Origin of the sequence: Trinickia dabaoshanensis (assembly GCF_002879885.1) — a bacterium.
GTDB classification, from domain to species: Bacteria; Pseudomonadota; Gammaproteobacteria; order Burkholderiales; family Burkholderiaceae; genus Trinickia; species Trinickia dabaoshanensis.
On the sequence record NZ_PNYA01000002.1, the window covers coordinates 67490 to 84228 of the forward strand.

Annotated in this window: 6 protein-coding genes; all 6 read right to left on the reverse strand. The window is 66.5% G+C overall.

Annotation, left to right across the window (positions count from 1 at the left end):
* Positions 1-31: 31 nt before the first annotated feature.
* The 6 genes from C0Z18_RS02305 to C0Z18_RS02330 all read right to left on the reverse strand — a co-directional run bounded on the left by C0Z18_RS02305 (position 32) and on the right by C0Z18_RS02330 (position 16457).
* Positions 32-2701, reverse strand: a complete 2670-nt coding sequence (locus C0Z18_RS02305) for a type I polyketide synthase (protein WP_102643762.1) — start codon at positions 2699-2701, stop codon at positions 32-34.
* Positions 2701-12201: a non-ribosomal peptide synthetase gene (locus C0Z18_RS02310; RefSeq protein ID WP_102643763.1), complete on the reverse strand. Its 9501-nt coding sequence runs from the start codon at positions 12199-12201 to the stop codon at positions 2701-2703. The genes C0Z18_RS02305 and C0Z18_RS02310 overlap by 1 nt, the downstream gene beginning before the upstream one ends.
* Positions 12198-13604: a cytochrome P450 gene (locus C0Z18_RS02315; protein ID WP_102643764.1), complete on the reverse strand. Its 1407-nt coding sequence runs from the start codon at positions 13602-13604 to the stop codon at positions 12198-12200. The genes C0Z18_RS02310 and C0Z18_RS02315 overlap by 4 nt, the downstream gene beginning before the upstream one ends.
* A gap of 37 nt (positions 13605-13641) precedes the next feature.
* Positions 13642-15051 (reverse strand): amidase, encoded by a 1410-nt coding sequence (locus tag C0Z18_RS02320; protein WP_102643765.1) that lies wholly within the window; start codon positions 15049-15051, stop codon positions 13642-13644.
* A 67-nt stretch (positions 15052-15118) separates the two neighbouring features.
* Positions 15119-15778 (reverse strand): acyl-homoserine-lactone synthase, encoded by a 660-nt coding sequence (locus C0Z18_RS02325; RefSeq protein WP_102643766.1) that lies wholly within the window; start codon positions 15776-15778, stop codon positions 15119-15121.
* Between the two features lie 262 nt (positions 15779-16040).
* The gene (locus C0Z18_RS02330) at positions 16041-16457 is read right to left on the reverse strand and encodes a DUF4902 domain-containing protein (RefSeq protein ID WP_102643991.1); all 417 of its coding nucleotides are present in this window, start codon (positions 16455-16457) and stop codon (positions 16041-16043) included.
* Positions 16458-16739 lie beyond the last annotated feature (282 nt).

A 16739-nucleotide genomic window follows, 5' to 3' on the forward strand; every position in this document is an offset into this window, starting at 1 on the left:
TTGCTGCGGCCGGATCGCGGCCGCCGCCGTTTCAGACCAGGCCGCCGCTGGCTTCCATTTCCTCGAGCTGCCGCTGCCGGAGCAACTCGGCCGTTCCCGCCACGGTCGGCTGGTCGAATAGGTCGTCGAGGTCGAGCGCGATGCCGAACGTCTCGCGGATCTGCGCGTTGAGCTGGGTGGCCAGCAGCGAATGGCCGCCCAGGTCGAAGAAATCGTCGGTCGCGCCCACGTCGGCGACGCCCAGCAGTTGCGACCACATCGCCGCGAGTTCGCGTTCGAGTTCGCCGCTCGGCGCTTGGTAGGGATTGGCCAGAACGGGCCGCGGCTGCATTGACGCGCCGGCGGACGGTTGCGCCGTCGCGGGCTCGGTGTGCCGCGGTCCGGGGGCGTCGATCCAATGCCGGACCGGCTCGAACGGATAGGTCGGAACGGCCACTCGGCGCAGACCTTCGCCATGAAAGCGTGCCCAGTCGAGCGGCGCGCCCGTCTGCCACAGCGTCGCCGCCGTCGCGGCCAATTCGCGCCGATAGGCGACGGCGTTAACGGCCGGCGGCGAGCCCAGTGTCAGGGCCGACGCGGCGGGCGGGGTCGCCCACACGCCCTCGGTCATATCGAGCAGCGTCGCGCCGCTCCGGTCGGTGGCGGCCTGCAATGCGGCGGCGAATGCCTCGTGCCGTCTCGGCGCGAGCCAATAATCGCTAGAGGCCAGCACGCTCGGCCCGGCTTCCTCGCCATCGACAGCGCTGCGAAAGCGCGTTCCCGCGCCGGCCCAATCGAGCGCGGCCAGCGCGAGCGCCCAGTCGCCGCCGGCGCCTTCCCGGCGCGCGCGAAGCAGCCGCACCGCCGCGCTTGCATCGAGCGCGCCGCTCAGACACGCGGCGACGAATTCGCCGATTTCGTCGCACACCATCGTCTGCGACCGCAAGCCCCAGTACAGCCAGAGCGACGCCATGGCGTGCAGCGCGGCGAACGCGGCGGCCTGCGGTTCATGATCGGGCGAATGCGGATCGAGCAGCGCAGCCGGATCGATGCCGAGCGGCTGCAGCATGGACTCGAGCGTGCTTCGCACCGTGGCATGCGCGGTGTACGCGGCCCGCGTCGCGTCGAGCAGCGCCGGCCCGCCGTCGCGCAGCACGAACACCACGCCGCGCGAGGCGGCGGCAACCGCCGGCGCATAGCGCAGTTGCGCGATGGCTTCACCGCGGTCGGCCGCGGCAAGCGCGAAACGGTGGGGATAGACACTACGGCCGATGTTGGCCGTATAACATGCATCGGCCAGCCTGTCCCCGGGAATCGATTCGAGGAACTCGGCCCACTGCTGCCGTTTGCGGGCCAGCGCTTGCGGTGTCTTCGCCGACAAGGTCAACACGAGCGGCGCGCTGTCCGCCGCGGCTCGGCGCGCCGGTTCGTACGATTCGAGCACGGCATGCGCGTTGGTTCCGCCGATGCCGAACGAGCTGACGGCCGCGCGCGCCGGCTGCCCATCGGCCGGCCACTCGCGCAGGCTATCGTTGACGACGAGCCCGCTCTCCTCCAAACGCACCTTGCGCGTGAGGCGCGTGAAATTCAGCGAAGCGGGAATCCGGCGATGATGCAGGCACAACGCGGCCTTGATCAGACCGGCCACACCGGCGGCCGAATTCAGGTGGCCGAGGTTGGTCTTCAGCGAGCCGAGGTAGCAGGCCGGATCGCCGGGGCCACGGCCATATACTTCGGCGAGCGCGGTCAACTCGATCGGATCGCCGAGCGCGGTGCCCGTGCCATGGCATTCGACATAGCCGACCTTCCCCGCATCGAGTTCCGCGGCCGCCAGCGCGCGGCGCAATACTTCCGCCTGGCCATCGACGCTCGGCGCCGTATAGCCGACCTTGCCCGCTCCGTCGTTGTTGATCGCCGTGCCACGAATCAGCGCATAGATCGTGTCGCCGTCGCGCACGGCATCCTCGTAGCGCTTGAGCAGCACGAGCGCCACGCCCTGCCCCGCCACCACGCCGCAGGCATTCGTGTCGAATGCGCGGCAGTGGCCGTCGGGCGAGAGGATGCCGTCGGGGCGGTACGGATAACCGGCCTGCTCGGCCGCCTGCACCGAGGCGCCGCCGGCCAGCGCCATGTCGCACTCGTACAGCAGCAAGCTGCGGCATGCGAGGTGCACCGCGACGAGCGACGTCGAACAAGCGGTATTGACGTCGAGCGCGGGCCCTTTCAGATCGAGACGGTAGGCGATCTGCGTCGCCATCGACGAATTGGCGTACAGCAGTTGCACGGGATCGCCGGCCGCCACGACCTCGGCGTTCGGCAAGATGTTGTTCACGAAATAGCTGCTGACGTCGGCCCCGACGAACACGCCGGTTTCCACTTGCATCTGGTCCGCCGCATAGCCGCCATGCTCGAGCGCGCGGTAGGCGCCTTCGAGCAGCAAACGCTGCTGCGGATCCATGAGGCTGGCCTCGCGCGGGGCAATGCCGAAGAACTGAGCGTCGAACATCTGCCGCCCCGGCAAGCGGATACCGGCCTTCACGTAGTGCGGATCGGCGAGCAGCGCCGCGGGCACGCCTTGGGCCAACAACGCGTCGTCGCTGAAATGCTCGACGGCCTCGATCCCGTCCTCGAGCGCGTGCCAAAACTGCTCGGGCGTATCGCCGACCGGCAGCTTGCAGGACATGCCCACGATGGCGATCGCGTTTTCGATTGGCGTATTCATTACGACTGCTCCTTTCTGAATTGGCGTTGCAGGCGTGAGCGCTGGCCCGCTAGGCCGGCTGCACGGCGCGTGAGGGCATCGTCGGTGCGGGCCGCCGCCGGCGGCGCGGACAATCGCCCGGCCATCGCATCGATGGTCGGATAACGGAAGACGTCGACGATCGGCAGCTCGATGCGGAACACCCGGCCGATCTCGTGCTGCAACTGCATCGCCAAAAGCGAATCGCCGCCGCAGTCGAAGAAGTTCTCGTGAGGACCGATCCGGCCCGAACCGAGCAGTCCCCGCCAGATTTCCAACAGTTGCCCGCTGACCGCATCCGACGGTTCATAGGCGTCGCCCGAAGCGGGGACCGACACCGGCGGCAACTGCGCCGTATCGATCTTGCCGTTGCGGTTCAGCACGAACGCCGCCACCGGGACGATATGGGCCGGCACCATGAACGCGGGTAGACGCTCGCTCAGCGAGGCACGCAAAGCCGCGGCGTTCCGGCCGCCGCGGACATAGAGCGCCAGTTGCTTGCGCTCGCCCGGCACGACCACCGCAATGCACTGCTCCACATCGGGGCAGCGGCGCGCGGCGGCCTCGACTTCTCCGAGATCGACGCGGAATCCATTGATCTTCACGGTGCGGTCGAGACGGCCAAGGCAGTCGAGCTCGCCGCTCGGCAGCCAGCGCGCGGCATCGCCCGTTCGATACAGACGGCGCGGACGCGGCGTCGCATCGCCGGCGTCGGGCAGCGCGAGTTCGATGAAGGCCGCGGCCGTGCGTGCATCCTCGCCGAGATAACCGCGCGCCAGCCCCGCGCCGGCGGTATAGAGTTCGCCCGTCACGCCGATCGGTACCTGCCGCATCGCTTCGTCGAGCACGTAGACCTGCGTATGGGCGATGGGCTTGCCGATCGGCACCCGCGTGGCCGTCAGACTGGCTTCGCCGACTTCGTGCACGGTCGTGAACGTGGTGTTCTCCGTCGGGCCGTAGCCGTTGCACAGATGCCGCGGCCGCCCCGCCGGGCAGTGCCACACGGCCGATACCGTGGCGGGATCCATCGCATCGCCGCCGATCACGAGATAACGCAGGCGATGGAAGATCGCGGCGTGACCGGTCAAAACGTATCGATCGAACAGCCGCGTCGTCAAAAACAGCGTGCCGACGGCTTCATCGAGCAGGAAGCGGCCGAAGTTCGCGCCGTCCAGCAGGATGTCCGACGGCACGAGCGTCAACGTCGCGCCGTTCAGCAGCGCGCCCCACACCTCGAGCGTGGCGGCGTCGAACGATAGGCTGGCCGCTTGGGCGACCGTCTCGCCGGGCTGGAACTCGATATAGCCCGCATCGACCACCAGACGAACGATGCCCGCCTGCTCGACCATGACGCCCTTGGGCCGGCCCGTCGAGCCCGAGGTGTACATGACGTAGGCCAACTCGGAAGCCGACGGCATCGGTTGCGGCTCGGCCGTCTCGATCGCGCCGTTCGCCTCCGGCCAATCCGGTAGCGCGAGCGTCATCGGCGCGAGCCACGCGTGGCCGGCCAGCGCGGCCGCACTGCCGGCCACCATGACCGGCTTCGCATCGGCCAGCAGGCGTTCGATGTGTTCCCGCGGATAAGCGGGATCGAGCGGTACGTACGCGGCGCCCAACTTCACGATGGCCAGCATCGCGGCGATCGTGGCCGGCTCCCGGCTCGCCAGCAGACCGATCCGTGCCCCGGTCAGCGCGCGGCCATGCCGCTCCCGCATCGCCGCGGCGAGGACATCGGCCCAGCGATGCAGCGCGCGATAGCCGAGTTCGCGTCCGTCCGAGCGCAACGCGACGGCGTCGGGATACCGGTCGGCGATGGCCTGCGCGCGCGCCGCCAAGCTCTCGCCCGCCACGCGGCCGCCGCCGCCCAGCCATTCGCGCGCGGGGAAGATCGCCGCGAGCGCGCCGGCCTCGGCTGCGCCGGCCGCGAAGCCGCAAAGCCAGCGCAGCGCGTCCATGAAGAGCAGGCCGAAGCGTTCGACCTTCGCACGGGACAGGCGGTCGGTGCGATGCACGAGCTCGACCTGCAAAGCACCCGTTTCCGGATCGATGCCGGTCTGGCTGACGAGCGCGAAATTCGTTTCCTCGTAGCAGTAGCCTTGCGCGACCGACAGCCGCTCGAGTTCGCCCAATTGGCCGAACACATGGAAGTTGACGAAGTTGAACAGCGTGTCGAAGAGCGGCCCCCGGCGAACCTGTCGCTGAATATCGCCGAGCGGGAAATTGGCGTACGGCTGAATCTCGGCCTTGTATTCGACGAGCCGGCGCAATACGTCGCCGGGATTCGCGCCAGCCTCGAAGGTCAAGCTGCATGCCGCCGTGTTCAGGAACAGGCCCAGCATGCGATGGCCGGCATCCTCGGCAAGGCGGCCGTGGCTCGCCATGCCCGTCGACACGCTGCGTTGGCCGGTGCCGCGGCTGAGCGCGAGCAGATGGGCAGCTAGCAGCACGACATCGATCGACACCGAATGGGCCGCCGCCGCACTCGCGGCCGCCCGATGCAACTCGGAGTCGATCGGCAGGCGGTGCCGATTCAATTCGCCCGCGTCGGCGCTCGCGGCCTCCGCGGCCAGCAACGTGGCGTCCCGGCCCTCCCAGTGCGCGAGCCAGAAATCGAGCGCGTCGCGATCCTGCCGCAACCGCACTTCCTGCGCCACGTAATCGCGGAACACGTACTCGGGTCGGGCACGCGGAGGCAACGCGCCGCCAAGCGCGGCGTCGTAGTCGCTAAGGAGGGTCGTCAGCAGCGTCGCGACGCTCCAGCCGTCGAGAATCGCATGGTGGCAGCACAACGTCAGATGGAAGCCGTCACCGAGCGTGTGGACGGTGATGCGCCACAGCGGCGCAACGTCGAGATCGAAGCCGCCGCTCAGCTCGCCGGCGAAGAAGGCATGGAGTTCGGTGTCGATATCTTCCCGGGTGGCGCTCTCGATCCGGCATACCTTGAAAGGCAGCGGCACCGTCTGCTTGACCTTCTGCCACGCGCCGTCCGCGTTGCGCAGGAAGCGCGTTCGCAACACCGGCTGCTGCTCGACCAGCCGCTCGAGGGCGGCGGCGAACGCGTTTTCCTCGAACGGTCCACGCACGCGGCACGACATGAGGTCCAAATAGGCCGAGGAGCCCTCCCTGAACTGGGAGTGGAACACCATGCCTTCCTGCAATGCGGTGAGCGGGTACGCATCCTCGTCGCCGGCCTCGCGGCACGATGCGGCATGCGCCGGATCGAGCAATGCGAACGGCGCCAGCGCGCGGCGATGCGGCACCTCGCCTACCGGCTTCAGGACGGCCGCCAATTGCGCGATGGTCGGATGGCGGAACAGATCGCGCGGACTAAAGCTATAGCCCGCCTCGCGCACGAGCCGGATCACGTCGAGCACGCGCAGCGAGTCGCCGCCCGCGACGAAGAAGTCGGCGTCCGCCCCCAACCGCGGCTGACGCAGTACTTGCTCCCACACGCGCGCCAGCAGGCGCTCGGTATCCGTTCGCGGCGCGACGTACGCCTGCTCCCGCGTGGCCGGCGCTTGCGCTTCGAGTTCCCGCAAGGCCGCCACATCGACCTTGCCGTTCGCCGTCAAAGGCAGGCTCGGTACGTGCACCAGCCGCTGCGGCAGCATGAATTCGGGCAGATCCTCGCGCAAACGCGCGCGGGCGACGCCGGCGTCGAGCGGTTCGGCCGCCGCGTAGTACAGCACGATGCCGTCGCGCTCGCGATCGTGGACGGCCAGCGCGTTCGCGACCTGCGGCAAGCGCATCAATGCGGCTTGCACTTCTCCGAGTTCGATCCGGAAACCGCGAATCTTGACCTGATGGTCGTTGCGGCCCAAGTATTCGAGATTGCCGTTTTCCAGCCAACGCGCCAGATCGCCGGTCTTGTACAGACGCGCGCCGCCGAGCAGTGCGGTATCGCGAATAAACACGCGCTCGGTGAGTTCCGCCTGATTCAGATAGCCGCGTGCGACGCCCGGCCCCGCGATATACAGTTCGCCGGCAACGCCCACCGGACACAGCCGGCGATGCCCGTCGAGCACGAGCGCGGTCAAGTCCGGCAACGGCCGGCCGATGTCGTTGCAGCCGGGATTGACGAGGCTCGCTGGCAGGACCGGCTTGAAGCTCACGTGCACCGTCGTTTCGGTGATGCCGTACATGTTGATGAGCTTCGCCGCCTCGCCGTATTTCTCGAACCACGGCCGCAGCGTCGCCACCTGCAACGCCTCGCCGCCGAAAATGACGTACCGCAGCGGCAAGCGGCCGGCGTGCCGTCCATCCTCCTCGATCAACCGCACGAACGCGCTCGGCGTCTGATTCAACACGCTGACGCCGTGCTCGCGCAGCAGCGCGCGGAACTCGTTCGGGTCGCGGCTCGCCTCACGCGTCACGATCAACAGCCGCGCGCCGTAGCGCAACGCGCCCCATATCTCCCAAACCGAAAAATCGAAGGCGTAGGAGTGGAATAGGCACCAGCAATCGCGTTCCGAAAAATCGAACAGCGGCTCGCTCGTCTCGAGCAATCGGACCACGTTCGCATGCGTGAGCAGCGCGCCCTTCGGATTGCCGGTCGAGCCCGACGTGTAGATCACGTAGGCCAGTTGGCGCGGATCGACATGCGGCAAGACTTCGTCCGCCGGCGTGGCATGGGGCTCGTCCAACAGCACGCGGCATTCCGGTGCCACGTACTCGTGCAGGGCACTGCGCTCGAGGTCGCCGCGCGTCGAGACGATCAAGCCGATCGCGCTGTCCTGCACCATGTACTTCAAGCGCGCGGCCGGATAGGCCGGATCGAGCGGCACATAGGCCCCGCCCGCTTTCAGGATCGCGAGCATCGCCACGACCACGGACGGCCCGCGCTCGAGACACAGCCCGATCAATGTTTCAGGCGGCATCTCGCGGCCGTGCGCTCGACGGAAGCCGGCGCGCAATCGCTTGGCCAGTCGATCGCTTTCGATATCGAGTTGCCCGTAGCTGATCCGCGACGATCCGGTTTCGAGCGCGACGGCGTCGGGGCGAGCCGCAACCGATCGGCCAAAGCAGGTCACGAGGCTGTCGGCGCCGATCGCATCGGCGGGTGTGGCGGGCGCCAGGCACGCGGCTTCGGCCGGCGTCACGATGTCGTAGTCGCCGACCGGCATCGCGCCGGCCGTCGCGGCTTGCCGGGCGAGTTGAACGAAATGGCCACCCATCCGTTCGATGCGCGCGCGTGTAAAGCGCGCTTGGGGATACTCGATGCGGCCGAATAGTCGCCCCGTGTCCTCGCGTACGGTCAGGAGCAGGTCGTAGCGCGCGACGTTGTCCTCCACTTCGACGAACGAGCAATCCACGCCGTCGAGCCGCAACGCATACTCCTCATTGGCGTTTTGCAATGCGAACACCACTTGCAACAGCTTGTGCGACGGTCCCTCCCGACCGTCGGCGCTGGTGCGCAGCGCTTCGAGCGGCACGCCCTGATGAGCGAGCGCGGCTCGGCTGTGGCGGCTGAACCGCTGCGCCTGCGCGGCAAACGGCGCGCCGTCTTCGAGCGCGATGCGCAGCGGCAGCATGCTCGTAAAGAGCCCGACCACCGCCTCGTTACCGGCTCGCCGATTCGCGGCCGGCACGCTGATGACGAGATCGGTCTGCTGACAGTAGCGCCGCAGTTGCAACGCGAACACCGTGTAGAGGCAGTCGAACAGCGAGACGCCGAGATTCGCGGCCAGCGCTTTCAGTTGCGCGGTCAGATCCGCATCGATCTCGAAGCCGTGATGCGCGCCCCGGAAATCCCGCTCGCGCGTCGCCGGAAAATCGGCAGGCAGATCGAGGCCCGCGTACCCTGCGAGGCTCTCCCGCCAGAAGTCCAGCGACGTTCGATAGGACTGCGAAGCAAACCATTTCGCCTGCTGCTCCACGGCGTGGCTGTAGAACTGGTGCGGTTCGGGCAGGCTCGCGGGCGCGCCGGCGAGTTCGGCCCGGTACAGTTCGGTGAGCTCGCGGCTCAGCACGTCGAGCGACCAGCCGTCGGCCACGATGTGCGGCAAAACGAGGACCAGCAGATAGTGGCCGGGGGACGGTTGGAGTAGTTCGATCCGGCGCAGCGGCGCGCAGGTCAAATCGAACGGCGTCGAAACGATCTCGCTCAGGACGCCCTCGAGCGCTTCCGGCGCAACGTGCCGCGGCGTCAACGCTGCCATGGGCACCGGTTCGACGCACTGCACGAGCTCGCCATTCTCGTCGCGTATCCGCACGTTCAACATGTCGTGACGCGGCACTAGGGCACCCAGCGCGCGCGATAGCGCCCCGACATCGAGTCCGCGGTTCAGACGCTGCACGACCGCGAGGTTGAAGCTATGCCCTTTGCCGTCTTCGTAGCGGTCGATGAAATACAGATGGCGCTGTTCCAGCGACAACGGAAACCGCGCCGCGCGCACTTGTTGCGTGCCCGTGAGGGCAGGCGCGGCCGCGGCGATATGCGCGGCCAGCTCGCGCACGGTCGGCGCGCCGAGCAGGTCGCTGAACGACAGATCGACCGCGAAGGCGTGGCCGGCCGCGATCAGCATCTGCGCCGCTAAGAGCGAATGGCCGCCGGCCATCATGAAGTGATCGGTCACGCCGATCGCGTCGTTACCGAGGACACGCCGCCAGATCGCCAGCAGTTCGCGTTCGCCGTCGGTTTGCGGCTCAACCGCTTCCGCCCGCGGCGGCACCGTCGGATCGGGCAACGCCTTGCGGTCCACCTTGCCGTTCATCGTCTGCGGCAACGTATCGAGTACCTGGAACGTGCGCGGAATCATGTAGGCGGGCAGGCGCTGGCGCAACGCGGATCGCCAGGCGTCCTCGTTCGCCGTTTCGCCGGGCTCGAGCACGAGATAGGCAGCCAACTCCACTTGGCCCGGCACCCCGACGGCGCACACCACGGCCTGTTTCACACCGGCCAAACGGTTCAGCGCATGCTCGACTTCACCGAGCTCGACGCGGTGCCCCCGAACCTTGACTTGGAAGTCGAGCCGCCCGAGGTAGATCAACTCGCCCCGCTCGTTCCAGCAGACGCGGTCGCCGGTGCGATAAAGGCGCTCGCGCTCGCAGCCCGCCGGCGTCGACTCGGGGAATCGCTCGGCCGTCAAATCGTCGCGCCGGTGGTAGCCGCTGCTGACCCCGCCCCCGCCGATGTATAGCTCGCCGCACGCCCCCCACGGCAGCAGCGTCCCGCTCTCGTCCATCACATGGCAACGCGTGGCGCCGATCGGCCGGCCGATCACCGCATAGTCGGCCTCGTCGCGCAGCAGTAGCCGGCTCGACCAGATCGTCGTTTCGGTCGGGCCATAAACCTGATAGACCGTCCCCGCGGTGCGCAGCAGATAGCCGGCCAGCGTCTGCGACAGCGCCTCGCCGCCGCATAGCGCCGTCAGCGCCTCGGGCTCGGCGGGACGCCAGTCGGCCATCGCCAGCAGCGACCAGAACGAGGGCGTGCCCTGTACGACGGTCGGACGGTGGCGATCGAGCGCCGCGCGCAGCGCGCCCGCGTCGGCCACTTCCCGATCGAGCAGCAACAGGCTCGCGCCCGTGCCCAGCGCCATGAAAAGTTCCAAGCCGAAGATGTCGAAGCCGACCGCCGTCGCGCCGACGACGCGATCCTCGATGCCGATGCCGAGCACGGCGGCGAAATCGGCGATGGCATTGCCCAGCTTGCCGTGTTCGATGCGCACGCCCTTGGGCTTGCCGGTCGAACCGGAGGTATAGATGACGTATGCGAGCGCCTGCGCCGGCGGCGTCGCGAGGCGCTCGGGCCCCGGCTCGCCGCCGTCCAGCAAGTCGTCGCCCACGCCGACGAGGACGGGGCCCTCGAGCCCGCCGGGCATTGGCATGTCGGTCAGAAGCGCCGTCATGCCGCTTTCGGCGCACACCTCGCGCAGCCGCTCTTCGGGCATCTTCGGATCGATCGGCACATAGGCCGCGCCCGCGCCGAGCACGCCCAAGATGCACAGCACCGCGAGATCCTTGCGCGCACAACGAACGCCGATCAACTGGGCCTCGCCGCCACGCACGAGATGGCGCTCGAGACGTTTCGCCACGCGCGCCGATGCCCGCAGCGTGTCGCGATAGCTGAGCACGCGCCCGTGATAGTGCAGCGCCGGCCGGTCGGGATACGATTGCGCCGCGCGGCGGAACATCGCCATCACGCCCTCTTGGCCCACGGCGCCGTCGGGCTCGCCCTGCGCCATCGCGCGCAGCGCGTCTTGCATGGCGGGCGACAGCACCGTACCCGCATCGATGGCGCGCTCGGGCTCGGTCAGCATGACCGACATCGCCCAGCACAGGCTTTCGGCCAAGCGCGCGATGAACGACGCGGCAAACGTATCGAGCCGGTAATCGATACGGAAGCGGATTCGATCCTCGCCCGGCTGATAGGCGACGCTCAGATCGCCCGTCACCTGGCGGCGCGCGAGCGGCAGCGGCCGCAGCGAACCGGTGCCGAGGGGCAACGGCACATCGTCGAAGTAGGCTTCGATGACGCTCACGTTGAAGAGGTTTTCCTCCGTCAACGCGCGCTCGCGCAGTTCCCGAACCACCTCGGTCAGCGAGAACTCGCTATGCGCGCGCGCCTCTTTGCGCAGCCGGCGGATGTCCTCGACGAGCGCGAGCAGCGACCGGCCCGCCGACACATCGAGCGGCAGCGGCACATTGTTGACGAAGCAGCCCATCGCATCGCGTGCGGTGCCGGGCCGAGAATCGACGGGATAGTTCAGCACGAGCGCGCGCTTGCCCGCATATCGCCCGAGGACGACGCCGGAAACAGCGGCGATCACCATGAACGGCGTGCATCGCTGCGTCTTGCAAAATTGGCGCAGGCGATCGGCTTCGATACCGTCGAGGTCGAAGAAGTACGATTCGCCGTCGGCGCTCGGCAGCTCGGAGCGAACCTGCCGCGGCAAGTCGACATGCAAGCTGCGCCCTTGCAGCAGTTCGCACCAGTACGCCACGTCCTCGCGATTTCGCGCGAGGTCGGCCGGCTCGTCCGGGGCGGCCGAAGGCGGCGGCGGCAGCGGCTCGCCGGCCGTGTAATGCAGGTAGGCGCCGCGCAGCAGCTCGACGAACCGCATGGCCGACTTGGCGTCGGAAACGATGTGATGGAAGTTCAGAACGAGGACTCGGCGGCCTTGCGCGCGCAGCAGGGCAAAGCGAAACAGCGGTCCGCGCTCGAGATCGAAGCCGTGTGCGAGCTCGCTTTCGACGAGCGCCGCCATCGTCTCGTGCGACCCGCCGTCGATACGGCGCAGGCCCCACTCGACGTGTTGCTCGAGACACTGCACGATCGCGCCGTCGCGTTCGATGAAACGGCTGCGGCATCCCGGGTGGCACTGATTGACGAAGTAATCGAGCGCGGCCGTCAGGGCCGCTTCGTCCAATTCGCCCTCGAGCTCGTAGATCAGCGGCGTGTTGTACATCCGGCTGCCGCGATCGAGCGCCCACTCGAGATAAAAGCGCTGCTGATATCGATTGGCTCGCACCTCGATCATGATCCGATCTCCTCCGTGCGAATCTCGACGGGCTGGCTCATGGCAAGCGCGAAGTGAAATTCATGTTTGAACTCTCCATTGGTGACCTGCCAACGGCATCCCTCGACCAATTCGGCCAGCAGGACCTTCAGCGACAGCCGCGAGAACATCTGCCCCGTGCAGTTGTTGGGACCGCTGGAATAGACGAGGAACGGTTGCCGGTAGCGTTCCGGCTGCTCGCGAAAGCGCTCTGGCCTGAATGACTGCGCGTCCGAGCCCCACAGTTCCGGCAGACGCAGCACGTGATAGACGTCCGCGACCAATTCCGAGCCCTTCGCGACGAATCGGCCGCCGACCATCGCATCGCGCGTGGTGGCCCGAAATAGGAACGGCTGAGCCGGATGCAGCCTCAGCACCTCGTGCACGCATGCATGCAGCAAGGTATCGTCGCGACGAATGTAATCGGCGTAGCGGCCCTGGAAACCGGCCGCTTCATCCCGCAGCGCGCGCTGATAGGCCGGATGGCGTCCCAGTTCGTAGACGAGCGCGGCGAACGACGGAAACGGGGCGATGTAGCCCGCGAGCACGGCGCCGTTCAAACCGGTGGCGAACGCTTCGTCCTGGATCGATTTGTAATGCTCGTCGATATAGCCTTTGAGCCGATCCGTGTATTCGGTGGTGGTCAAGAGACCGGGATCGTTGCCGATCTTGGCCACGAGCTTTTGTTTCAGTTGCTGGAAGCGCGCTTCGAAACCGGCGGACTTGCGGTACACCATCGATTCGCCCAGCAGGCCGACCTGCTCCTCGAGCAACTCGGCCACGCCGTCGAGGCTGCCTTGAAAGTTCATCACCGCACGCAGATAGACTTCGACCGTGTACTCGCTCAGATCCGAATTGACGAGAAGCGGTCCGTGCGTCTCGCGCCACGATTGCACGAGGCCGCGGCTCAGGCCGCGCATCACTTCGATATGGCGCTCCGGATTGCTGACCAAATGCGCGATGATGTTGCGCTTTTGCTTGGCGTCCTGACGTTCCTTGCTGATGCGGTAGCGCCCGAGCGCATCGGCCACCACGTGCAGCTGGCGGCCTTCGCCGATCAACTCGCCCTCACCCATGCGCGGATGGCGCATCAAGTCGCGAATCTCCTCGGCGCCGATGAGGAAGTAGTAATCGCCCGCGAACGTGGACAGCGGCAGCACGCGCCGCAAGCTGCCGTCGCGCGCGCTCGCTTGCTTGGCCAAGTACTCGTATATGCCGTCGCGCCGGCTCAGCGCCCGCGAGTGGCGGGACCTCGACAGCCAGCGGCCCGGCGCGCCGAACCAGCGAAAAAACCGGTGCGCCCGGCTTTGCTGGGTCGTGGCCGGCATGATCAACGAATCCGCTGCGCGCGGCTCTTCGGTAGGATGCCTATTGATCGCTTCCATGCTTCGCTTCTCGAATGGGGTGAATGGGCTCGAACGGTCAGTGCTGAAGCGCGTCGGCGAGACGAGGCTCCCGGTATCCGCCCAGCACGTGCTCGATGCGCGCGGCGACGGCGAGCGCCACGTCTTCTCGCCAAGGCTTCGCCACGACTTGAATGCCGATCGGCAAGCCGTCGGCGCTCTGTCCGACGCGCACCACGACCGACGGCCAGTTCACGAGGCTGTAGCACATCGAGTAGCTGAAATCGCGGATCTCGGGATAGGAACGTCCGTGCGGCTTGGCGACCGTGGCCGCGACGGGACACAGCACGACGTCGTACTCGTCCATGAAACGCAGCATCGCTTTGCGGCATTGGTCGAACCGCACCCAACTCCAGCGCAACTCGGTGACCGACATGCGGCACCCCTTGGCGAGTTCGTAAAACTCGAGGAGCAGCGGGGACGGCGTCTTCAAATCGAGCTTGCGGATGAGATCCGCCAGCCATTCGCCCTCGTCGCCGCCCAATAAAATGCTGTTGGAGAGCAGTTCATCCATTTCGGGCAAGACGTCGGGCCGGCGCTCGGTCACCGCCGACACCTCGGCGCGCAATGCCAGCGCCGCGTCCGCGACCGCGGCGACGACATCGCGCGACGCCGCCGAGATGCCGTCGTCGGTGTAGTACGCAGCGCGGATCGCGCGCAGATCGACCTCGGCCGGATCGCGCCACGGCACGGGCGGCACGTGCGGATCGAGCCCGTCCGGCCCCGCGAGCAACGGGGCCACCGCGATCAGATCGGCGACGTAGCGCGCCATCGGGCCGAACGAGATGAACTCGCTGAACAGACCCATCGTGTCGATCGGCACATGGCCCGTGAGCGGCACGCGGCCCTGCGTCATCTTCAGCGTGGCGATGCCGGTGTTGTGGGCCGGCACGCGCAGGCTCCCGCTCGCATCCGAACCGATGCCGAGCGGCGATCCGCCCGCCGCGATGATTGCCGATTCGCCGCCGCTGCTTCCGCCCGGAGAACGCGATAAGTCGAAGGGATTGCAGGTGCGGCCATAGAGCACGTTATCGGTCTCGTAGCCGATGCTCAGTTCGGGCGTATTCGTGAGACCGAGCACGATGGCGCCTTGTGCGCGCAGCCGTGCCACCACGCTCGCGTCCGCCTCGCTCGGCCGATTCAGAAGACCGGGGCATCCTTTGTCGGGTCGATAGCCTCGCACGTCGCACGTGTTCTTGACCGTGAACGGCACGCCGAGCAGCGCCCGGTCCTGCAAGCGCCCGAGATTGGCGTCGATCTGCGCCGCCTCGCGATACGCCAGTTCCCGGTTGCTCTGAACGAGCGCGTTCAAAGCGGGGTTGACGGCGTCGATCCGGTTATAGAACGCGTCCAGCACATCGACCGACCGCAACGCGCGCGATTTAACGGCTTGGGCGATTTCCGATACGCCGCAATCCAATATATCCATGCCTTCCTCTAGGAAGTGACGGCGGGCAAGCCGCCATTGAAAGCCGCATGCCTAGGGCCGCGCGACGTCAGCCCAGGCGCTCAAGCGCGCCCCGTTCGGGCGCCGAGTGCCGATCGGGCGCGCGCATCGGCAGCCACGCGGGCGCCGGCTCGATATCGAGGGCGTCGAGCGTCTGCCGGTCGATCTCAATCCAGAACGGCAAAGTGGGCTTGCCGTCGATCAATTGAGGCGGAGCGGCGCGCTGCACGTTCACGCCCATGCGGCGCAGCAGCCGCTCATTGCCGAGCACCGAGAAGGCGATCAGCCGGCGCGCGCCGTGCGCCCGGGCGACTCGCACGATTTCGGCCATCAGGTTGCAGGTGTTCTCCCATGCGTCCTTCGCCGACAGCATTTCCGAGGCAGGCATGCTGATCGCGAAGCGCGAGAGCTCCCAGACATCGGCGGCACGAGGAAGCGCCGTATCGCCCATCAGACCGGGAAAGACCTCGCCGAGCAGATAGGGCTCATTGGTCGGCAATAGACGAGCGCAACCGTGAACGGTCCCGTTGCGATCGTGGGCGATGACGTAGAGCGTATCCGCGTGATCGAAACCATCGGATTCCAACCCGTCGTTTGTCGACAAAGGCCAGCCGAGTTTCTGAATGAAAACCGTATGACGATATTGCGCAAGCCGATGCATCGTCTCCGAGCTCAATTCAGCGCCTGTCCCTGACAAAAAACGCAACATAGCGGTCACTCCTCCGTTTTTGTTGGCGCTATTGAATCGAATATCGAGTCATCGAAATAGCTGCCCGAGTGGGCAGGGTTGGATGAGCCGAAATCAAAAATACGCAAACACGTAGGCCGCCAAGCGGCGAGGAGGCGACTTCGACATGCGAAGCCGGACACGCAATGAAAAAACCGAACGTTTAATCAGTTCGATCGACGCCGGTCTTGAATCGCTTAATAAATGCGAATGCGAAGTGGGAGGAGCGGACTTACACCGCGAATCAGACGGATGCGCGCCGGAGCTCGACCTCCCTATTGACAGCCGCCTCGAGCGCATCGCGGCGGATGCCGGAAGACAGCCAATCTTGCACGGCCTCGCGGCTGCATTGCGCGCCGTAATCGATGCCGCGCGTGTCCAACAGCATGACGTTGGTGTTCACGTCGGCCGGGCCGATCCTGATATCGCCTTGCCCGGCCGTGACGTACCAGGCGCAGCCGACACTGACGACAGGCTGCACATCATCGCAGACGAGTTCGTAATAACCCGCATTCACCGCCGGAATCCCTGCATCCCAGAAATCCGCGAGCAAATCGGAATCCCAGAGGCACATCAGTTGATGAAACCGCAATGCGCAAAAGGCGGGTAACGTCAACCGCACATATCCGTCGCCCTGCTGTGTTAACATGGTTCGCTTCATGGCCTCGAGCCTTTTTTGCCCGACACGATGCGTCTGGCATAAATGGAATTCCATTCCCGTTGACGCATCGGACCGAAACCGATAGGTCACACACGTTTTCTGAACATATTTACCGATGCATGTGATATCTCAGAGCCACGCAGAAATTATTACTTCACCTTCCTGATTCGCAGAATGTACCGGTCTTTCTGTACCATTCTTCCGGGCATTGATCAACACTTGGATCTCGACAATGGATGCATGGAGAGAGGATTATATAAATTCATTTGCCACCGCAAAATC